The 21,568-nt window shown below is 36.7% G+C and carries 18 protein-coding genes; 6 read left to right on the top strand and 12 right to left on the bottom strand.

What is annotated here, in order from left to right; translation table 11 throughout:
- The first annotated feature begins 14 nt into the window (after positions 1 to 14).
- From DW963_RS13275 to DW963_RS13625, 3 genes are all read left to right on the top strand, one after another.
- Positions 15 to 413, top strand: coding sequence for a hypothetical protein (locus DW963_RS13275; protein ID WP_158568632.1), 399 nt, complete (start codon positions 15 to 17; stop codon positions 411 to 413).
- 92 nt (positions 414 to 505) lie between these two features.
- A complete protein-coding gene (locus DW963_RS13400) occupies positions 506 to 649 on the top strand; it encodes a hypothetical protein (RefSeq protein ID WP_022097890.1) in 144 nt (47 codons plus the stop codon).
- Between the two features lie 22 nt (positions 650 to 671).
- The gene (locus DW963_RS13625) at positions 672 to 800 is read left to right on the top strand and encodes a hypothetical protein (RefSeq protein WP_022097889.1); all 129 of its coding nucleotides are present in this window, start codon (positions 672 to 674) and stop codon (positions 798 to 800) included.
- 57 nt (positions 801 to 857) lie between these two features.
- Here the strand turns inward: DW963_RS13625 and DW963_RS06145 are convergent, their stop codons facing one another.
- The gene (locus tag DW963_RS06145) at positions 858 to 1,853 is read right to left on the bottom strand and encodes a J domain-containing protein (RefSeq protein WP_117914329.1); all 996 of its coding nucleotides are present in this window, start codon (positions 1,851 to 1,853) and stop codon (positions 858 to 860) included.
- Between the two features lie 163 nt (positions 1,854 to 2,016).
- Between DW963_RS06145 and DW963_RS06150 the strand changes: the two genes are divergently transcribed.
- Genes DW963_RS06150 through DW963_RS06160 form a run of 3 tightly spaced genes read left to right on the top strand, consistent with a single transcriptional unit; the run spans position 2,017 to position 3,859 of the window.
- A complete protein-coding gene (locus DW963_RS06150) occupies positions 2,017 to 2,370 on the top strand; it encodes a GntR family transcriptional regulator (protein WP_041688971.1) in 354 nt (117 codons plus the stop codon).
- 19 nt (positions 2,371 to 2,389) lie between these two features.
- A complete protein-coding gene (locus DW963_RS06155) occupies positions 2,390 to 3,079 on the top strand; it encodes an ABC transporter ATP-binding protein (protein WP_041688972.1) in 690 nt (229 codons plus the stop codon).
- 15 nt (positions 3,080 to 3,094) lie between these two features.
- Positions 3,095 to 3,859, top strand: coding sequence for a hypothetical protein (locus tag DW963_RS06160; protein WP_117914331.1), 765 nt, complete (start codon positions 3,095 to 3,097; stop codon positions 3,857 to 3,859).
- Between the two features lie 96 nt (positions 3,860 to 3,955).
- On the opposite strand, the gene DW963_RS06165 is transcribed toward DW963_RS06160, so the two are convergent.
- The 11 genes from DW963_RS06165 to DW963_RS06215 all read right to left on the bottom strand — a co-directional run bounded on the left by DW963_RS06165 (position 3,956) and on the right by DW963_RS06215 (position 21,540).
- A complete protein-coding gene (locus DW963_RS06165; RefSeq protein WP_117914333.1) occupies positions 3,956 to 4,672 on the bottom strand; it encodes a DUF6198 family protein in 717 nt (238 codons plus the stop codon).
- Positions 4,656 to 5,102: a MarR family winged helix-turn-helix transcriptional regulator gene (locus tag DW963_RS06170; protein ID WP_117914335.1), complete on the bottom strand. Its 447-nt coding sequence runs from the start codon at positions 5,100 to 5,102 to the stop codon at positions 4,656 to 4,658. The genes DW963_RS06165 and DW963_RS06170 overlap by 17 nt, the downstream gene beginning before the upstream one ends.
- A gap of 50 nt (positions 5,103 to 5,152) precedes the next feature.
- Positions 5,153 to 7,000 carry an ABC transporter ATP-binding protein gene (locus tag DW963_RS06175; protein WP_117914336.1) on the bottom strand — a complete coding sequence of 616 codons (1,848 nt, stop codon included), beginning with the start codon at positions 6,998 to 7,000 and terminating at the stop codon, positions 5,153 to 5,155.
- Positions 7,000 to 8,727 (bottom strand): ABC transporter ATP-binding protein, encoded by a 1,728-nt coding sequence (locus tag DW963_RS06180; protein ID WP_286169095.1) that lies wholly within the window; start codon positions 8,725 to 8,727, stop codon positions 7,000 to 7,002. The genes DW963_RS06175 and DW963_RS06180 overlap by 1 nt, the downstream gene beginning before the upstream one ends.
- A gap of 159 nt (positions 8,728 to 8,886) precedes the next feature.
- Positions 8,887 to 14,430 carry a cadherin-like domain-containing protein gene (locus DW963_RS06185; RefSeq protein ID WP_117914338.1) on the bottom strand — a complete coding sequence of 1,848 codons (5,544 nt, stop codon included), beginning with the start codon at positions 14,428 to 14,430 and terminating at the stop codon, positions 8,887 to 8,889.
- A gap of 164 nt (positions 14,431 to 14,594) precedes the next feature.
- Complete coding sequence (locus DW963_RS06190; RefSeq protein ID WP_117914340.1) at positions 14,595 to 15,917, bottom strand: MATE family efflux transporter; 1,323 nt, start codon at positions 15,915 to 15,917, stop codon at positions 14,595 to 14,597.
- A 93-nt stretch (positions 15,918 to 16,010) separates the two neighbouring features.
- Entirely contained in the window at positions 16,011 to 16,679 is a 669-nt protein-coding gene (locus DW963_RS06195) for an ABC transporter ATP-binding protein (RefSeq protein WP_286169096.1), read from the bottom strand.
- Between the two features lie 28 nt (positions 16,680 to 16,707).
- Positions 16,708 to 19,563, bottom strand: a complete 2,856-nt coding sequence (locus DW963_RS06200; RefSeq protein WP_117914345.1) for an FtsX-like permease family protein — start codon at positions 19,561 to 19,563, stop codon at positions 16,708 to 16,710.
- Between the two features lie 65 nt (positions 19,564 to 19,628).
- On the bottom strand, positions 19,629 to 19,967 hold the full coding sequence (locus DW963_RS06205; protein WP_117914346.1) for a winged helix-turn-helix domain-containing protein: 339 nt from the start codon (positions 19,965 to 19,967) through the stop codon (positions 19,629 to 19,631).
- A complete protein-coding gene (locus tag DW963_RS06210) occupies positions 19,967 to 20,308 on the bottom strand; it encodes a response regulator transcription factor (protein ID WP_158568636.1) in 342 nt (113 codons plus the stop codon). The genes DW963_RS06205 and DW963_RS06210 overlap by 1 nt, the downstream gene beginning before the upstream one ends.
- A 56-nt stretch (positions 20,309 to 20,364) precedes the next feature.
- Positions 20,365 to 21,540, bottom strand: coding sequence for a sensor histidine kinase (locus DW963_RS06215; protein WP_117914350.1), 1,176 nt, complete (start codon positions 21,538 to 21,540; stop codon positions 20,365 to 20,367).
- Positions 21,541 to 21,568 lie beyond the last annotated feature (28 nt).

Raw genomic sequence — 21,568 nt, forward strand, 5'->3', positions numbered from 1 at the left:
AAGGAGATGTTCTTATGAAGAAAAGCTTTAAAAGACTGTTAAGCTGCATATTTGTAATAACATTTTTCCTTATTGGCATGTGCCTCGACAGGGCTCGTGTGAATATTCCTGAAGTGGACTCTTTTTCTGTATCAGAAGCTAAGGTATTCGCTACACCAAAAGCCTCTGTCAGTGATACCATGCCATGTACAACTGAAATGCTTGGACTTGTGAGAACATCAATCACCAATCTTACAGCAGACAGAAGCAGTTCCCGCAATGTATTACGCATATTCCAATTCTTACTTTGCGGTCTGTGTGCAGCTATCGGTATCAATATCTATTTCAAATCGACAGGCGTAATGCATGATTCTATCACATGCAGCACCACTGTCACTCTTAATTATATCCACCAGACTGACGGCAAAAAATAACAGATTATCATTAAATCAGAACATTTTCTGGTAATACATTATTTTTATATATTATCAGTAATATTAAACAACTATGTGAAGAGGCAATAAATATGAATATTTTAATGATAATCGGTATTATTCTGGGTGGAGGTGTATCTGTTGCATCCACCGTTGGAATAACTGTAGGTATTTTCGGGACCATTGTATATAAATTTTACAGAAAGCTTCGTTTCGGAATATCTATGTTTGACTAAGTTTGAAAGGATGAATAATAATATGTTAGGTAATATAACAGTCGGTATCGTCATTGTTCTTGCTGTTGCTGCCTGTGGACTTGGTGTGTGGCTTGACAGAGCCAAGTCAGACAGTCAGGACAACAACACTGACGCACAATCTAAGAATTAAATGATAAAGGCGGTCACATCAGATTCTGTTCTGATATGACCGCTTTTCTTACCACTTTTACTTGCTTTCATGGTAGCTGTTAAGCAAATCTTCAATTCTCATATTAATATTTTCAGGAAATGTTGCATCATTTCCGATTTTAACCCACAAATCAATGTTCTTATATTTCTTCTCTCCCATTGTATTATGTCTGTCCTGCTTCGAAGATACTTCTATCTTTACCATTGCACGCTTCTGCTCAAGTATCGGAATAAGCACATAATATAATCTGTCATCTTTAAATGATATGTATCCCGCTTCTTTTCCCGAACGAGTCATTAAATACAGTCTATGCTTTTTTATTCCTGCCGGAAACAGCTTCATTCCAGCTTTGATAAATCCAGATTCAGGTGACATTTCAAGCATTGCTCCGACATAAAATACATTTGCAGCATCATCAATTGATGTAAGAATATTTCCCAATGTATCTGATGTTGCAGTAAACTGCTGTGCTAACAGATATGCAAGTTCTGCCTGATATATGATTTTGTATTCTGAATCATGCACTCTTCCTGTTTCTTCATCAATTCTGTTAAGAAGTTCCTCACTACATTCATATATACTGCGCAGAAACAACTTAAAATCCTCATCTGGCATCCACATATATCTGCCTCGTGCAACCTTAAATCTTCCAATGTTGTTGCCATTGTAATCTTCAGCATAATGATACACATTGCGTTGGCAAAAGGCATGTTCATTCTCTGGAGCTGTAAAATCATATTCTTCATTTTCCTGATCAGTGCCATAATATTTCTCATCATATTCGGAATATTTATAATCATATTTATAGTTACTCTTCAATGATTCCTGTCCAGTCTGATTGAAAAGAACAGTATATGCTTCATTAATTTCATATGCACTGTATCTATATACATTTTCTTTGTTTGATTTATCTCTGTTTAGCACAGCATCCGGATGCACCATATGCATAAGCCGTCTGTACCGCTTCTTCAATTCCATCTTAGTAATATCTGATCTGACATCAAATATTTTATATGCCTGCTGAACCGTCATAAATACTGTATTCCTTCTACATTTTTTCTAAGTTATCATACACCATTTTTAAAAATTTTACTATTTTTATTATTCCTGTTGACAGTTATATTGTTATAGTGTACTATTGTGCTAGTACACAGGTACGCGTCACGTGTACATTACTATTACAGGAGGAGGGATTATGGACTATAAGGCTAATATACCAATTTATCTTCAGGTAATCGATGATATTAAAAAAAGAATTCTTACCGGTGAGATTAAGCTTGGCGACAAGCTTCCATCAACCAGGGAACTTGCCGTACAGTACACGGTCAATCCTAACACTGCTGCAAGAATATACAATGAACTTGAACAGTGTGGTCTATGCTATACCAAAAGAGGTCTTGGCACATTTGTATCAGAGGATGTGCATCTGATTGATACATTAAAGGCAGAACTTTCCAGTGAAATGATTGAGACTTTCGTTTCCGGAATGACAAGCCTTGGTTTTTCTAAAGATGAGATTATTAATCTCATTAAGAATTATCACGAATAAAATATGGAGGGATTTAATTATGCTGCAATGTAAAAATGTTACTAAAAAGTATATGAAGATGACTGCCGTTAATGGTGTTTCCATCGACTTCATGCCTGGCAGAATATACGCTCTGCTCGGCTCTAACGGAAGCGGTAAAACAACTTTAATGAAGATGATAGCAGGTCTGGTAAAACCCACTTCCGGGGACATCACTCTTTCAGGTGTTCCAATAGGAGTAGAAACTAAGAAACACATAGCTTATATGCCTACTGAAAGTTATTTTTATAACTATATGAGCTGTGCTGATATTGGAAAGTATTATGCTGATTTCTTTGAGGATTTCTCACTTGACCAGTACTACAACTATCTTAATGAGATGAAGCTTACGCCTGACATGAAAGCCAGCAAGATGTCATCAGGAATGATGGCTAAGCTTAAGCTTGCTGTTAATCTTTCAAGAAATGCATCTGTTATTATGCTTGATGAACCACTTAACGGTGTTGATATTGTTGCAAGAGAGCAGGTTATCAATGCGGTAATCAGCAAGGCTTCACCTGATAAGATTATCATCATGTCGAGCCACCTTGTTGATGAGCTTGAAGCTGTTATTGACTACGCAGTATTTATCAAAGACGGTGTGATTGTTTCACAGGGAGATGCTGAAAATTTACGAACAGCTTCGGGCATGTCAATCGTTGACCAGTACAAACGCATTTATGCATATTAAAAGGGGGAATCTTCAATGTTAAAATTAACAAAATACGAATTGAGAAAGAATCTTCTCGGTATAGGAATCGTGGCAGGTATTATCTGTGTACTTCAGGCTCTGTTTATGTTTTTCTGCCTGACTGAAAATCTTAACTATACAAGCCTTTTCGGAGGACTTTTAATAATAGCTGCCTCTGTAAGTTATTTTATTGTATTTATATTTGGAGTTGTAACATATTATAGAGAACTTTCAAGCAAAAGCAGTTACCTGATATTTATGACACCTAATTCATCTCTTAGCATAATTACATCAAAGCTGCTCTATACACTGATTATTGGAATAGGAATTTCAGCAATATTCATCGGCTTTGGAGTTCTTGATATATTCATGATGGCTGGTGTCTTTGGTGATCTGGCTGACGCACTCAAGAATTTCTCAGAAATGTTAAAGATTATGGGTATTGATGTTGTCAATATAATTATTAATATTGTAGCTGGAATAATATCATTCCTTATAGCTTTCTTCTTCCTTATATCACTTGCATACTTTGCCATAACACTATCTTCAACTGCCTTGCAGAACAAGAAGATTAAAGGATTTATCTCAGTTGTATTATTCTGTGTCCTTGCATATGCAACAATTAAGATTTCTTCTTTGTTGCCTGAACTTTATAAGAATCCAGACAGCTTATCCCAGGCATTAATGTCAAGCCTTCCAGCTACCATATTCCAGTTATTAATGGTGGTTGCATGCACATTCGGAAGTGCTGTGCTTCTTGATAAGAAGGTAAGTCTGTAATTCGTATTCTTGTGGACGGGGATGTTGGCAAAACCTACTAAAAGCTTCATAGGATTTAATCTAGTAGGTTTTCCGCCTGTAATCCCAGTCTTTTACTTACTCTTCCACATAATCAAAAGCAACAGCTTTCATGCGCTCCTTGAACAGCTTGTTAAACACTGCAATTACACGACCAACGCCAATCATCGAAAAAATTGTTCCAAGTCCAAGTCCAAGAAGTATATGTCCGGTAAAGAATCCTATTAAAAATGTTGTGCAGACATTGAATATATCAAAACAATTCTTGCAGAAGCCCACACCCTTGCCGGTTCTGCCTTTAAGCCTTGTAGTATCACTTATTGCCTGTACAATTCCATCTCCAGGATTAGGTATAATTCTCATATTCAGTGACATTGCTGCTCCTATTCCTGTCAATAATACAGCAAACAGCAATACTACAATCTGTAATACAATGTTGTTATGTACAGATGGAATAAGTGCTGAGAACACATTCAAGAAGCGTGTAAATACTATACTTACCAGTATCTGTAAGGCATCTCTTATAATATACATTCCAAGATACTTAGCTTCTTTTCTGTCTGTAAGATACCACACAGTATGCATTATCATCTCAATTAAAACAAAGATAAAATATACAATCATCGTCATATTAGCGAAGTTAAATCCTATGATATGAGATATCGAATATGGCACTGAAATTATTGGTGAAACTCCAAGATTAGCTTTCGTATTAAGCATAATTCCAAGTGCAAGTATCAGTAATCCCAGAAGATAAAACTCCCATCTGATAATTAGTTTATTTCTGCTCTTCATTGTTAATTGCCTCCCAGAGATTATTCTCTACTTTATCTGTCATGGAAGATAACATCTTAATCTCTTCTTCGCTGAATCCTTTAAATATTACATCATCAACCTTATTGAATATTTTAATAACTTCATCGGCCTTTTCATGTCCGCAGTCTGTGAGAAGCACATTCCATGAACGCCTGCTTGCCGGATTATTTTCTCTCTTTAACAGACCATCCTTTTCCATTCTGTCTAATGTTCGTGACATTGTGGTCACATCCATAAGACAAGCATCCGCCAGCTCTTTCTGGTTCATAGTTCCATGTTCTCTTAATTCCTTAAGAATTCTTGGCTGTCCCTGTCCAACCGTAAGGCCAAGTTCAATAAAAAATGGCCTTATCAGCCGTCTTCGAAGCATTTCAATATCAAAGAACACATTTTTAATTTCATTATCCATAATTACATTTCCCCTCTTATGCACTGATTTCATGCGGTATACGACACTGTCTAATCAAGCTCAAACTGTCCTGTATACAACTGATAATATCTGCCCTTCTGCTCAAGCAGTTCATCGTGACTGCCTCGCTCGATTACCTCGCCCTTTTCAAGCACCATTATAGCATTAGAATTTCTTACTGTCGAAAGTCTGTGAGCGATAACAAATACTGTTCTTCCCTCCATTATTGCGTCCATGCCATTCTCAATAAGCCGCTCAGTTCGTGTATCAATCGAGCTTGTCGCCTCATCTAGAATAAGCACCGGCGGCTTGGCAATCGCTGCTCTCGCGATAGCAAGAAGCTGTCTCTGTCCCTGTGACAGATTGCCGCCATCAGCCGTAAGCATTGTGTCATACCCTTGAGGAAGTCTTGTTATAAATGAATCAGCATTAGCAATCTTAGCTGCCTCCCTGATTTCCTCGTCAGTTGCATCAAGCTTTCCATATCTTATATTATCCGCAATAGTTCCTGTGAACAAATGTGTATCCTGAATTACCATTGCAAGTGAACGCCTCAGGTCGTCTTTCTTAATATTCATTACATCAATGCCGTCATAAGTAATCGTACCTGACTGGATATCGTAAAATCTGTTTATAAGATTAACAATAGTAGTCTTTCCCGCTCCTGTCGAACCAACAAATGCTATCTTCTGTCCTGGCTTTGCAAACAACGAAATCTTGTTAAGTACCCTCTTTTCAGGCACATATCCGAACACAACATCATTAAATCTTACATCGCCCTTAAGCTCAATAAGCTCCCCTGCCGGCAGCTTCCATGCAAACAATCCTGTCTTATCAGAAGTTTCTGTAAGGGTATTATCCGCATTTTTAATGACATTACTCAAAGTTACTTTCCCTTCGTCAGGCTCCTCTGCCTCATCCATCATGTCAAATATTCTCTCAGCTCCCGAAAGCGCTGAAAGTATAAAATTAACCTGCTGTGTGAACTGGTTTAATGGCATGGCACTCTGTCTTACATACACAAGATATGCAGATATGCTGCCAAGGTCCATGATTCCTTTTATTACAAATATGCCTCCAACGCAGGCAGAAAGTGCATAATTGAAATATGACAGACTTACAATTACCGGGATAAGCATGCCCGAATATGCAAGTGCGTTAGTCGATTCCTTTCTGAAATTCTCATTCATCTCACAGAATTTTTCAAAATTCTTCTGCTCATGGTTAAATACCTTTTCAACCTTCTGACCTGCCATCATTTCCTGAACAAAACCGTTGATATTGCCAAGCTCCTTCTGCTGTCTGTGGTAATATTTCTTGCTTCTTTTGCCGTTATATTTAATAAATATGAACATAAGAATAAGAAAAACAACAACAATCATTGTCAGTCTCACACTCAAAACCATCATCATAGTTATAGTTCCAAAAAGCGTAAGAAAACTCTGTATTACCATGGCAAAACTATTGTTCATTGCTTCCTGAACCGTGTCAACATCATTAGTGAAATGACTCATAATCTCACCATGTGTATTATTATCAAAATATTTTAACGGAAGCTTCTGTGTGTGCTTAAAAAGGTCCATTCGAATCTCGCTTACTACCTTCTGGGAAGTATGCACCATTAGCCTGTTGTAGCCAAGAGTTGACAAGGCCCCGCATGCATACATCACACCCATTCCGCATACTGCCATAACAAGCCCTTTCATGTTGCCCGGAACAATGAAATTATTTACCACTGGCTTTATTAAAAATGTTCCCATGATTCCTGCACCTGCGCTTATAAATACAAGCACTGCCACAATCAGGAATGCCCATTTGTAGTGACCAAGGTATGAGAGAAGATGTTTAACGGTCTTCTTAGTGTCCTTTGGTCTTTTATATCCAACATACTTAGCCATTAAAGATCAGCTCCTTCCTTCTGGGATTCATATATTTCCTGATATATCTTATTAGTCTTTAACAGACTCTCGTGTGTTCCAATCGCATTCACACATCCACCGTCCATGATAATTATCTGGTCAGCATGACGCACTGATGATATCCTCTGTGCAATTATAATCTTAGTCATATCCGGTAGTTCTTTTGCCAGTGCATTTCTAATCTTACCTTCTGTTGCAGTATCAACCGCACTTGTTGAATCATCAAGAATAAGCACTTTAGGCTTCTTTAATATTGCTCTTGCAATACATATTCTCTGCTTCTGACCTCCGGATACATTAACTCCCTCCTGTCCCATCTCTGCATCAAGTCCACCCGGAAGCCTGTCTAAGAATTCATCAACGCATGCAATACTGCACGCTTTTCTGATATCGTCCATGGATGCATCCTCATCGCCCCATTTAAGATTGTCAATGAGCGAGCCTGAAAAAAGTGTATTCTTCTGCAAAACAACTGAGATTGCATCTCTTAAATGTCTTACCGGGTATTCCTTAACGTTTATTCCATCTATCTTAATCTCGCCCTTACTTGCATCATAGAGTCTTGGAATAAGCTGGATAAGCGTCGTCTTTGATGAACCTGTCTGTCCTATTATTCCGACTGTCTGACCAGCATTAATATGAAATGAAACATCTGACAGCACGTGTTCTTTAGCGTTTTCATTATATTTAAACCACACATGGTTAAATTCTATCTCACCCTTCTTAACTTCAATGCTCCTCGCATTCTCGTCAGTTATATCAATCGGCTCATCAATTACCTTCATGATTCTTTCTGCAGAAGCAAGTGATCTCGTCATAAGAAGGAACACATTTGACATCATCATAAGTGAATTGAGTATCAGAAGAACATAGCTTAAGAAAGAAGTAAGCTGTCCTATCATCATCTGTCCTGAATTAATCAGTCTTCCGCCAATAAGTAGAATACCAAGAATTGTCGAATACATAACGAACTGCATAGCAGGCATGTTAAGTACCGCTATTCCAAATGCTTTCTCTGATTCGTTTTTAAGATTGTCATTAACATTCCTAAATTTTTCAATCTCATAGTCGCCACGCACATATGATTTAACAACTCTTACTGCTGTAAGATTCTCCTGTATGCAACGGTTTACAAGGTCAACCTCCCCCTGCATTCTGCCATATCGTGGGCCAACATTAACGATTATTATGATGAGCAGGACTGCCAGAATTGGCAGTGCTACAAGGAAGACCAGTGCCAGTGTGGAATTAATCCGGAATGCCAGTGTAGTTGCAAATATCAGCATTACTGGGCTTCGTCCAAATGGACGCATTCCTGTTGACACAGCATTCTGGATATTAGTCACATCACTTGTCAGTCGTGTGACTAATGATGAAACACTGAAATGGTCTATATTAGAAAATGAATAAGACTGAAGTTTCCCGTACTCTGCCTTTCTTATATTAGCACCCAGTCCCTGACCTGCAAGTGCAGAAAATCTTGCACTTCCCACACCTAATATAAGTGCAGCAACTGCACATACAGCCATCTGGATACCTTTATTTATTATATATGGCACATCTGAATTGGTCACACCTATATCAATCAGGTCAGCCATCAGCTTAGGTACCATAATCTCAAGCACGACTTCAACACCTATACATATAAGCGCCAGCCATGCGTATTTCTTATATTCTTTCATATAAGAAAAAATTCTTCTCAGCATTACTTGCACCTCCAATTATTGCATATGCAACTATTGTATTTCCAAATTCAAACAATGTCAACATAATAATATTTTTACATGCAAAAAGACACCGCCGTACCCCATAATCTGGTACGACAGTGTCTTATATTTTAAGTAATACTTTTATCTAAGATAAGCTTACTCCTGTTCTGACTTCTTTCTTCCTGTTACAACAACTGTAGTTGCTCCTGCCACACATGTTGCAAGCATAAGAACATAAAGCATAATGTTAGAATTATCACCTGTCTTAACGGTTTCCTGACTATTGTCTGATGATGGCTCAGCTGGTACTACAACCTTCTTGTAATATACCTTGATAACTGAACCGTTATCAGCTTTATTAGGAATAATTCCTGTTGTTTCTGAATCAAATGTATAACCTTCATACTTATCTGTTGTGTTAATGTCAGCCTTATTAACATCAATTACTGATGGCTCATTTACCCAGACCTTCTTAGTTACTGTAATAGTATCTTCTGTCTGTTCTTCACCATCTTTATAGTACTTGATTGTATAAGTTACATCCTTTGTCTGGCTTGCATCCTTAACATAATATACATTGATAACTGTTCCTGATGCAACTACTGCAGGAATCTCTCCTGTTGCTACTGAATCTAACTTATATCCAACATACTTGTCTGTTGTGTTAATAGCAGTCTTATTAACTTCAACTTCTAATGGAGCATTTATCCAGATTCGCTTAGTTACTGTCTGCTTATCTGCTGTTACTTCAACTCCATCTCTAAAGTACTTAACTGTATAAGTTACTTCCTTTGTCTGAAGTTCATCCTTAACATAATATACATTGATAACTGTTCCATCTGCAACTACTGTAGGAATCTCTCCTGTTGCTGCTGAATCCAACTTATATCCAACATACTTATCCGTTGTATTAATAGCAGTCTTATCAACAGTTAATTCTGATGGAGCATTTACCCATACAGTCTTAGTTACTGTCTGCTTGTCTGCTGTTACCTCAGCTCCATCCTTAAAGTACTTAACTGTATATGTGATGTTCTTCGTCTGACTCGCATCTTTTACATAATATACTTTAATTATGTTCTTTGAAGCATCTGTTGTAATTGTTAATGGTAAATTCTCAGTCTTTTCAAACTTATAACCAGTCTTTTCTCCAGGATCGTATGAATTTACTTTAGTATTAAACTGAGCTGACTTATTTAATGTAGCTGACTCATCCTTAACACCATCATAGTAATACTCTACTGAATATCCGTATGTATTAGCTCTGTACTCAATAACAAGTACATTCTGGCTTTCATCTGAACCAATAGTTAACTTCTCATCAGCATTAAGTACTGTATAACCTTCGATATTCTTCTTATCAGCTCCAACTTCTGTTGCATAAGTTGCTGACTTAGTATATCCGGCTGTAAGTTCTGTATCTGTTCCTTCAAGAACATATTTTACTGTGTACTTGAATTCCTTAGCTACATAATAAACTTTGATAACACCCTTATCAGCTATTGTTACTGGTATTGTTGCCGGGTCAGTCTTTTCAAATTTATATCCTGCTCCGAACTTATCTGTAACATTAATCTTTGTTGCATCTACTGGCTGTACGTTATCATTTACCCATATATTGTTAGTAAATGTCTCTGTCTTAGAGTCATCCTTAACTCCATCCTTGTAATACTCTACTGTATAAGATACTGCCTTTTTCTGGTCATTATCTCTTACATAGTATACGTTGATAACATCTCCGTCAGTTACTGTGTCAGGTATTGTTCCTGTTGCTGATGTATCTAACTTATATCCAACATACTTATCTGTTGTATTGATAGCTGTCTTATCTACAGTCATATTAGATGAAGCATTTACCCATACAGTATCTGTTTTTGTCTGCTGATCTTCAGTTACTTCTGTTCCATCCTTAAAGTACTTAACTGTATATGTGATGTTCTTTGTCTGACTTTCATCCTTTACATAATATACTCTGATTACATTCTGTGACTCATCAGTTGCTATTGTTAATGGAAGTCCTTCTACCTTTTCGAACTTATATCCAGTATCGCACTTATCTGTATAATCATTAACCACTGAATTATACTTTGCAGCACTCTTTTCTGTCTTTTCAGTGTTAATAATTCCATCATAGTAATACTCTACTGTATATGCATATGAGTTTGACTGATAATATACATTAATTACGTTAGCAGCTTCATTGATAGATATTACTAATGGTGAACCATCTGCCTTAACAAACTTAAAGCCTGGCTTTACCTTATCTGTATACTTTATTGTTGTTCCAAATGCTGCCTTATCATTAATTGTAGCACTCGTATCAATTACTCCATCATAGTAGTAATTAATTGTGTACTTAAACCAGTCTTTTACATAGTATACTCTGATTACATTCTTTGAAGCATCCGTTGTAATTGTAATTGGTGCTGTTGCTCTTTCAAACTTATATCCTGTTTCCTTCTTATCAGCATATGTATTTACCTGTGTATTATACTTAGCTTTAAATGTATCAGTCTTAGAGTTATCTATTACATCATCGAAATAATACTCTACTGTATACGCATATTCATTAGAAACATAATATACTCTGATTACACCATCATTACCTATTGTGTCAGGAATTACTCCAGTTGTGTCTGCATCAAATGAGAATCCTTCATACTTATCTGTTGTGTTAATAGCAGATTTTTCAACAGGTGCTTTTGTATCGTTAACCCAGATTTGCTTTGTTTCCTTCTGCTCATCTGCTGTTACTTCTACTCCGTCCTTAAAGTACTTAACTGTATATGTGATGTTCTTTGTCTGACTTGCATCTTTTACATAGTATACTTTAATTACGTTCTTTGACGCATCTGTTGTAATTGTTAATGGTAAATTCTCAGTCTTCTCAAACTTATAACCAGTCTTTTCTTTAGAATCATATGAATTTACTATAGTATTAAACTGAGATGTTTTATTCTCTGTAGCTGACTCATCCTTAACGCCGTCATAGTAATACTCTACTGAATATCCGTATGTATTAGCTCTATACTCAATAACAAGTATATTCTGGCTTTCATCTGAACCAATAGTTAACTTCTTATCAGCATCTACTACTGTATAACCTTCGATATTCTTCTTATCAGCTCCAACTTCTGTTCCAAACGTTGCTGACTTAGTATATCCAGGAACAAGTTCTGTATCTGTTCCTTCAATGACATACTTTACAGAATAATCAAATGTATCTGCCACATAGTAAACCTTTATTACACCCTTATCAGCTATTGTTGATGGTATTGTTGCCGGGTCGGTCTTTTCGAATTTATATCCTGCTCCGAACTTATCTGTAGTATTAATCTCAGATAGCTTTACCTGCTGTTCAGTAGCATTAACCCAGATTGGATTAGTATAACTCTGTGTCTTAGTATCATCCTTAACATTATCTTTGTAATACTCTACTGTATAAGTTACATTCTTTGTCTGTTCATCATCCCTTACATACTTAACAGTAATCTCTTTATCGCCAGTAAGCTGTGTAGCCTCAACAACTTCTATGCTTGGCTTGTAACCAGGGATTGAAGGTGATGTAACTGCTGTTGTAGAATCACCTGAAATTACAGTCTGGGCATTATCAGGAGCTGCCTCCGTACCATCTTCAAATACATACTTAATAGTCTGTGTGTACTTAGGAACAACTGTAATAGTTACTGTTGCTTCCTTCTCATAAGTTCTTCCGTCAACTGTAAGAACCGTCTTATATGTAAATGTATCCTTACCACTAAAACCATTGTTAGGAGTATATGTGAATGTACCATCTTCATTGAATGTTATTGTACCATTCTGTGGGTCAGTAACCTTCTCTGCCTTGATTGTTACATTCTTATCTGGATTATTAACTTTTATATTATTATCATTATCCAATACAGATTCGTCAGCTACTATAAGTGTTTCGCCCTGATTAACTGTATATGAATCATTAACAGCATCCGGTGTGATTACTGCTGATGGTTCTTCTACAAAGTCCTGACTATATGTAAGATCACCAACTGTTGCATTGAATGTACAACCAGCGTTAGTATATGAAGAACCTGCATAACCGTCTTTAGCCTTAATCTTAACAGTTATCTCCTGTGCATCTGTTGTAATCTTTTTGGGATAAGTAACTGTAAATTTCCCATTACCATTGTCTGTAACTCCAGTCTGTCCTGGAACAAGTTCAAAATGCTCATTAAGCGTATCAGTTACTGTTGCCGTATCAAAAGGAAGTTCCTTTAATGATGCAATAATACTCTTAAATTCTTTATTTAATTCATCTACATTTGTTGTAGCAAAAAACTTCTTTGCATAGCCAGTCCCAGATTCAGTATAAGTAAACTTAGGTGAAATCTGGAGTTTAATATTAGTTGTTTTTTTAACAGGCGAAGCACTAGACACATATTCACTTACATCAAGATTAGTATCACCCATAGCTGCTCGAACATTATCAGTAACACTATCAATTAATGCGAATGAATATATTGATACATTATCCTTTGCTAATTCCTGTCCCTTCTGACTAGCATAATAAGCCGCTGCTATTTCATTTTTATTGTCTTTTATTTCTGCATTATTCTCATCATAGTAACTTGTCTTATAAGCTATATCAGAAATTGTATAATCAGTTTCATTATATGTATATGTCCCACCCACTGCATACTGTGTCATAGATTCTGTTGTAACGGCGGTATTAGGTCTGTTTGCAACACCATCAGTGAAAAGTATAATTGACTTAGCATTAGTATTATTATTAGCAGTGAAAATATCTGCTGCAACATCCAGTCCTGCTTTAACATTGGTTTTAGATGCAAGACTTCCAGGATTTGTCATTTTATCAACATTTACACCATATTCATTTTTAGGTGAATTTGCAAACGACTCATTAAAAGCAGCTTCGTTAAATACAGCATCAAGTGCAGCCATAACTTCTGATTTTTTAGTTGTTGATGACTTCTTATATATTGCATTCAACTGATCTAATGCACTTACATTATATATAACAAGTGATATTGTATTCTTATCATTTCCTTCTGGAAGGAATGCATTCAAAAATGAATCAACAGCATTATACATAGCTTTAAATCTTGTATCAGCATATGTTTCTGCCATATATTCATTACCATCAGTAGCTCTTGAACCTTTAACTGAACAAGCCATACTAAGTGATGCATCAATAACAAGAACCATATCATTTCTTGTTGCTGAATGAATTGAAGGCATATTCTTTGCGCCGGCTGTAAACTTTAAAGTATAGTAACCATCTGCATCAGGTTCTCCGTATTCATTCACAAGTTCCTTCTTAATATTCAGGACATCCTTATAATTATATGTCTTGACATATATTGTCGTATCCTCTGTTACTGCACTACCGTTAGGTGCATCGCCAACAAGTACTCCGACACTGGAATTAGTTGACCTCACTGTAACGGTATCGCCTGTTTTTACATATTTGACTATTGTATTAGTGTCATTAACAATAAATGTCACTTTAACATAGTCACTGTACGTCTCATCCTTGACAACATTTGGTGTATCAATTTCCACACCTTCTGTAAGGACATTCGTTACATTCTCGTTAGCCCGAGCCACATTAGCTGTACTTACCAGCATTGGTAAAACACTAGCAGATATCATGACTACTGTAAGCAAACTAACAAGAATTCTTTTTGCTAATCCTTTCTTCATCATTCTTCTCCTTTTCAATGTGTTATATAAGTATTTATCATTATATATCAAGTAGAATACTAGCACAACAGATATTTTGTCCTTTACCCCATTTTAGGGGGAGATTTTAAAAAAGCAGCATTGTATTACAAAAAAAACAATGCCGAAACCATTTCGTTTTTCAGTTATATACTTTTCTTATATACCATATAAGAAATTACTGATGTAATCACCTCTGTAATCCAGAAAGCATGCCATACGCCAACAGCTCCGACTATCCTTGACATTATGAATGCAACCGGAATTATTACAGCAACATATCTGCATACAGATATAATAAGTGACGGAAATCCTTTCCCAAGTCCTTCAAGTGCACCCGCCGAAGTAACTGATACCGTTGATACAATAAATCCGGCACTTATTATTCTTAACGCTGTCTCGCCAGCACTTATTGTGTCTGGATTACTTGTAAACAGACCGATAAGTGAACCCGGTACAGCCAGACATAGCACTGTTCCTGCTGCCATAATAGCAAATATAAGTATCATTGATGTCTTATATATCTTTCTTACTCTCTCATGCTCTCCTGCTCCATAGTTATAGCCCATAAGCGGTCTCATTCCCTGTACAACTCCGTTAGCCGGCAGATACAGAAATGTCTGCAGCTTGTAATATACTCCAAGCACGAACACATACACAGCCGAGTACGCAGCAAGTATTACATTAAGCACTGATATAAGAATAGATGGAAGTGCAAGACTTAAGCTTGCCGGCATACCAATAGAATAAAGTCTCTTTGCCATTGAACCTTCTATTCTCATCTCCGATTTTCTGAATTTAACCGGAATAGGCTTAACAATATATATTATGATATATAGCACTGCTGCCGAAGTCTGGCCTATTCCTGTCGCAAGTGCAGCGCCTTCTATTCCCATTGCAGGAAATGGACCTATTCCGAATATCATCATCGGGTCAAGCACAATATTAACTATACAGCCTGTCATAAGGCATAGCATAGAAGCATTCATTCTTCCAACTGCCTGAAACACCTTCTCAAACATAAGCTCAATTCCAAGCATTATTGAAAATGCAAATGCAATATTGGAATATTTAAGTCCCAGTGAAACAATCTCTGCATCTTTTGTAAACATTTTTAAGAATACCGGCATACCCGCAATACATATAACGGTAAGCACAACAGCGTGTATACAACTTAGGAGCATGCCCTGGCTGGCTGCTTTATCTGCCTGCTTCTGGTTCTGTGCGCCCATAAAAAATGATATGACCGCATTTATTCCTATTGCAAATCCTATCATAACCGAGCTTATAAGATTCTGTACCGGAAATACCAGTGACAGAGCTGTCATCGCATTTTCACTTATCTTAGCAACAAAGAAGCTGTCAACAATATTGTACAATGAATTAACCATCATAGATATTACCATTGGAAGCGACATTTTTAATAACAATGGGAGTATCTTCTGCTCCTTCATATATGTCTGATTCATATTAACTACCTGTCCTTTTCGTAAAAAAAGAGCCAACAAGTGGCTCTTTTTCTTATAATACACAATAATATTTAATTATTCAACTTTTATTTTCTACTGGCATATGCCATCTACAATAGTAATTATCTTATCCGCATAATCTGCCATCTGTCTGTCATGCGTAACCATAATTATCGTCTGATTGTGCTTCTGGCTTGCCTTGGATAACATCTGTGCAACTGTCCCGGCACTTCCTGCATCAAGATTACCTGTCGGCTCATCTGCAAGAATTACAGCCGGATGTGTAATCAACGCTCTTGCTATCGCAACTCTCTGCTGTTCACCACCTGACATCTGCGATGGAAACTTATTCTTGCAATGAGATATTCCAAGTTCTTCAAGCAAATCATCAACCTCATTCTCATCAGGCTCCTTGCCGTCTATAAGAATCGGCATAACAACATTTTCATATGCTGTAAATTCTGGAAAAAGACTATAGTCCTGATATATATATCCTATGTTTCTTCTTCTGAACTCTGACAGTTCCCTGTCCTTCATTCCTGTTATCTTCTTTCCGGCAATAGTAACACTTCCTGTATCCGGCTCGTCCACACTTCCAAGAATTCTTAAAAGTGTAGATTTGCCTGAACCACTTTTTCCTATTATTGCTGTGAATTCTCCCTGTCCGAATTCAAGTGTACAGTTCTTTAATGCCGGAACATCCACACTTCCTGCGTGATAAGTTCTTTCAATATTCTCCGCTCTTAACATAATCTCATTCATAACAATCCCGTCCATTCTATTCATAAATTTATAGTTTTCTTGCAAATCCTGTAAACATCAGCAGTTCCATTAATAATAACAATGGCATTGTAATCACACACCATACTGATTCTCGGAGTGCCTCAAGCATACATACTGAAACAATCTTTCCACGTCTCATTCCCAGACTGTGCAAAAGCTTAATTTTTTCTTTTCTTCTGTTAATACGGTTTCTGATAACAATTGCCATAATTAACAGCTGCATAACTATCATTGCAATAATAGTTATTCCATACTGCAGAATACTGTTAATAAGCTGTGTTCTGTATGTATTCTTAATATCCACATTGCTTCCATAAGAGATATCATTGTTATTAAAATACACGCCTATCTTGTTATTAGTTGCTGAAAATGTTGATGCAAGGTCATAATTAATGCTTATCTGGTTGTAACACAGCTCAAAATCCATATCCCCGCTTAACTCATCCCCTATGAGTCTTTCCATCACATCTTTCTGCCTGTCAACCGCCTGCTGTGCCAGATTAATGCTTGCAATTGAGGTATAGTAACCAAATGCTGGAATTATTCCGTTGAAATCATCAATAACTTCATCTGTAACTCTGACAACTGCCGCAACCTGTGGTGACACACATGCATCATAATCTATTTCAAGTTTTTCCATAAGCTTATTATCAGGATCAAATCCATGTGTATTGTCATAATCTGATAAATATTTGTTATATGCATCATCGTAAGGAAATATTGAAAAATATGAAGGATCAATTATATTACTCTTATCATCATACGTATTCTCATCTACTCTGTAATAATTATAATAAAGTGTATCTCCGGCATTAATAGTGTCATCATATCCACCCTCTGGCAGATTTCTTAAAAACAAGACAACCTGTTTTCCTTCCTTAAATGCTTCATAATCCACATACTCTTTATCAATATATTTTTCCAGTTTGCTATACAGTTCTTTTGTAGGCTCAGTATATTCTGTTGAGAACATATATCTGTCTCCATAATCGTCAATATGCTGCTTGTTATAATGATAATTCACTGGGTGAAATGCAAATGTCTGCATTTTCTCATAATCCTGATTATCCCAGAACCAGGTTCTCTCAGATTCAAATACTGAATATGAAACTGACTGTATTCCATTAATCTCCATTAACTGGTCAAGAAATTCCCTGGAGAACCCTTCAATAATATTATTATTAGGATTCTTAAGATATCCACTGCGTGATATCTGTATCTGTGCACTTTCTCTTCCTATGCTGTCTGTATTATTAATTTTGATTGCATTATTGGAATCCCACATTTTTCCTTCTTCAACTAATTCCTTCAGCTCATCAAAATGTATATTATAACGTTTTCTTAATTTTGCTGTATCCTCAAGTTTATCCATTCTGCTCTCACGGCTTTCAGAATACATCGAAGGCTTCATTGGAAGATTATTATAATTTTCAAGATAGTACCAGTACTTCATATACAACTGGTCTTTGTCCTCTGTTCTGTCTATATAACCAAATATATCAGGAAGGCTGTCATTATTCTTATATTCTGTAAATGCATTTTGAATCTTCAAAGCCGAAAATATAATTACTCCGCATATACATAATGCAAAAAGTCTTATTCCCACTGCCATTAAAGCTCCGTCTTTTTTTATAAATCTTGAGCTTACAGTCCGTACCAGATTATGTCTGTTCATGCGGCTCTTATTGTTTTTCACAGTAACAGGCCTGCCCGACCACTTCTTAGAATCAGACTTCTTTTTATAAAAATGTATGTTGGATATTAATCCACTCAGCTCCTCAATAATAACTGCAATTACCACCGAACCGGCACTCTTAATAATAACCTCCGTATTAACCCTGTAGAATTCATAGCCAGACTTCACTTCAAGTACCTGACCTGCCATGTGTCCTGCTGCCAATGCAAGCAGAACTCCGATAATTCCTGCCGGAATCAGTATAAATGCATTCTCTGTCACATACATTTTACGAACACCAGCTTTAGTCATTCCCATCCGTCTGAACATATCATATGGTTTGCGTCTTGTGTTTCTGTATTCAATAAGCTGGTATGATAATGCAAGAATACCGATAACCATGACAACTATGTACATATACATATATACTGTTGCTGACTTCCATGGTGAATAATCATATACTGCTGCGTTATATACTGTCTCGCACCTTATATCCTCTTTAATCTTCTTATAAACATTAGCGTAATCACTTGTTCTTATAGAATCCCTGAATCCATACAGATACAGATTATCAATCTTATAATCAAAATCATTTAACTTTTCATCTGTAACTACTGCTCCCGGAATCATCTTCCCATTCTGCCATATATTAGTATAATTCTGGAATATTCCTACTAATGTATATGTTTCGATTCTTTGATCTGACTCATAATTAATATTATCTGCACGATAATAATATATTGTTATCTTCTGTCCTAACTCCCCTGCATATCCAAGCTTTAACAATGTATTCCAGTCCATTGCAATTTCATCATTATTCTGTGGCATACGGCCTTCGTCAAGCTTTAATCTGCCCTGCTTAATGAAATCGTCTGTCATGCTTCCTATATGCAGCTTCGTCTCATTCCATTCACTGTCATATAACTCCACACTGCTTTTCGCGCTGACAGGCTCACACAGATAATTATGTGTGCTTAATATTTTGTTAGCTTCTTTCTCACTTCTCTCACATATGAACCAGTCTCCGAATCTCGACTTATTGGATGACATCTGCCACTGGTACATATTCTCCTGAAATATAAGAACCGCTGTCACAAAAAACACCGCCACAAGTGTTGTAAGTGCCGCCTTCCATATCTGCGGGAACCGTCTCCTTATACTTTTGAAAGTAATTTTTAAAACATTCATTCAAGTACCCCCTGTAAGATTTATGTATATACCTTATCATGCCAACCTTACAAAAACCTTACAACTCAATTAATCTTCCACCTGTATCCGATACCACGGATTGTCTCTATATAAGATTTACCATCTGCGCGGTTTCCAAGCTTTGTCTTTAATCTGCTCACTGTAACTGTCAGTGTATTATCCTCTACAAATGTCCCGTATCTGTCCCACATTTTCTGAAAGAAGGTATCCCTTCTTACTATAAGTCCTTTGTTGTTTATGAGTATCTCTAACACATGAAATTCTGTTGGTGATACACTTATGTGTTTATCTGCATGAATGACTGATTTATTTCTGAAATCTACCGTAAGTGTTCCATCTTTATAAATGTCTGTGCCACCTGATATTCTTCTAACATTAGCCATTATTCTTGATACAGCTCTGCTACCCTGAATGGCTTCACAACATAGTCATCACCGCCACAGTCAAGACCTCTGATTATGCTGTCTTCATCGTCACATGAAGTTAAGAATATTATTATCTGACTTCCGTGTCCCCTTATCTTCCTGCACACATCAAATCCATTGCCGTCCGGAAGATATACATCCAGCAGAAATACATCTATCGCTGCCTCTTCCTGTTCGTATATTTTATTAAACTGTGAGACACTGGCGGCTTCCTTAACTGAATAACCCTTTTCTTGTAATATTCCCGCAAGCTGCTGCCTTATAAAATCATCATCTTCCAATATAAGTATCTTGGTCATATTCCCTCCCAGCCAGTACATTTTCTATATTGTAATGCACTAACCTTACACATATCTTACAATTCATTCTTTCTCTTAAGAACATATCTTGGTATCTGAACCCTTATAACAGCACCAATTCCGTCCTCATTATTGTGCACATCCACTGTTCCATGATGAGCTTCTATAATAAGCCGCGACAGGTTAAGTCCTATTCCTGCATGCCCTGCAGCAGCACTTCCTGTTGTCTCGAACCTGTCAAATACATACGGTATCTTATCCTCATCAAATCCGCTTCCATTATCCTTAATATTAACTATACATTTGTCATCACGGCATACAGCTTTAACTTCAACCCTGTTACACATCTCACTGCTGTTCTGGATTATATTGATAAATGCTTCTCTTATCCACTCGTCATCAGCATTAATACAATAATCTTCATCATCGCATTCTACTGTGATATTACATTCATTCTTTGGAAGCTGGCTTACAACATCACAAAGCATGCTGCTTACATTAACATCCTGTTCTGTCATAATTATCTTTCCTGCTTCCATACGGCTTATTGTCATCAGCCTGCTTATGAATGTCCTGATTCTTTCAATCTGTTCAAAACATCTTTCCAGAAGTTCCCTGTTCTGCCCGCTCTCCTCTAATCTGTCCAGTGCAATACTAAGTGCTGTAAGCGGTGTCTTTATCTGATGTGCAATATTCTCTGTAAAATTCTGAAGCTTTTCATTACGCTCAACAAGAAATCTCTCATCTGCTTTCTGTTTTTTCTTTAACTGCTGGTTCTCCGCACCAAGATTAATAACATATCCGTATATATCATTATGTCCGATTTTTACAATCATTCTTATACATACTGCCATCACTGCAGCAATTACAATTATTCCTATAACTGCAATTATCCACTGTCCGCTTCTGAAATACATATATGCTGCACCATTCTCTGTATATCCACACTCCATGATTGCACTATTATACTTTGCTGCATCGCTTAGCGAATACCTGTTGTAAAACATCATATCTATAAGTTTCTCTCCTGATGAACTGTCTTTATTATAAAGTCCTGCTGCCAGTGCCCTGAATTTCAGTTCATAGAATACCGCTGTAATCGCTGTGATAAGTATAGCAACACCCGCCATAACACAAAAAGCAGCCATCATCTTTTTCCTGATGACGGCTACTTTTTCTTCTGCTATATGTTCTGTATTTTTTTCTTCCTCTATCATAACTGTATCTGACATAAATCCCCCTTAGCTACATGCATTAGTT

It is taken from the genome of Eubacterium sp. AM46-8, from assembly GCF_003466705.1.
GTDB lineage: Bacteria > Bacillota > Clostridia > Lachnospirales > Lachnospiraceae > Lachnospira.

Coding starts and splice junctions, on each gene's coding strand:
- DW963_RS13275 (WP_158568632.1), top strand. CDS start 15: ATGAAGAAAAGCTTTAAAAGACTGTTAAGCTGCATATTTGTAATAACA.
- DW963_RS13400 (WP_022097890.1), top strand. CDS start 506: ATGAATATTTTAATGATAATCGGTATTATTCTGGGTGGAGGTGTATCT.
- DW963_RS13625 (WP_022097889.1), top strand. CDS start 672: ATGTTAGGTAATATAACAGTCGGTATCGTCATTGTTCTTGCTGTTGCT.
- DW963_RS06145 (WP_117914329.1), bottom strand. CDS start 1,853: ATGACGGTTCAGCAGGCATATAAAATATTTGATGTCAGATCAGATATT.
- DW963_RS06150 (WP_041688971.1), top strand. CDS start 2,017: ATGGACTATAAGGCTAATATACCAATTTATCTTCAGGTAATCGATGAT.
- DW963_RS06155 (WP_041688972.1), top strand. CDS start 2,390: ATGCTGCAATGTAAAAATGTTACTAAAAAGTATATGAAGATGACTGCC.
- DW963_RS06160 (WP_117914331.1), top strand. CDS start 3,095: ATGTTAAAATTAACAAAATACGAATTGAGAAAGAATCTTCTCGGTATA.
- DW963_RS06165 (WP_117914333.1), bottom strand. CDS start 4,672: ATGAAGAGCAGAAATAAACTAATTATCAGATGGGAGTTTTATCTTCTG.
- DW963_RS06170 (WP_117914335.1), bottom strand. CDS start 5,102: ATGGATAATGAAATTAAAAATGTGTTCTTTGATATTGAAATGCTTCGA.
- DW963_RS06175 (WP_117914336.1), bottom strand. CDS start 7,000: ATGGCTAAGTATGTTGGATATAAAAGACCAAAGGACACTAAGAAGACC.
- DW963_RS06180 (WP_286169095.1), bottom strand. CDS start 8,727: ATGCTGAGAAGAATTTTTTCTTATATGAAAGAATATAAGAAATACGCA.
- DW963_RS06185 (WP_117914338.1), bottom strand. CDS start 14,430: ATGAAGAAAGGATTAGCAAAAAGAATTCTTGTTAGTTTGCTTACAGTA.
- DW963_RS06190 (WP_117914340.1), bottom strand. CDS start 15,917: ATGAATCAGACATATATGAAGGAGCAGAAGATACTCCCATTGTTATTA.
- DW963_RS06195 (WP_286169096.1), bottom strand. CDS start 16,679: ATGAATGAGATTATGTTAAGAGCGGAGAATATTGAAAGAACTTATCAC.
- DW963_RS06200 (WP_117914345.1), bottom strand. CDS start 19,563: ATGAATGTTTTAAAAATTACTTTCAAAAGTATAAGGAGACGGTTCCCG.
- DW963_RS06205 (WP_117914346.1), bottom strand. CDS start 19,967: ATGGCTAATGTTAGAAGAATATCAGGTGGCACAGACATTTATAAAGAT.
- DW963_RS06210 (WP_158568636.1), bottom strand. CDS start 20,308: ATGACCAAGATACTTATATTGGAAGATGATGATTTTATAAGGCAGCAG.
- DW963_RS06215 (WP_117914350.1), bottom strand. CDS start 21,540: ATGTCAGATACAGTTATGATAGAGGAAGAAAAAAATACAGAACATATA.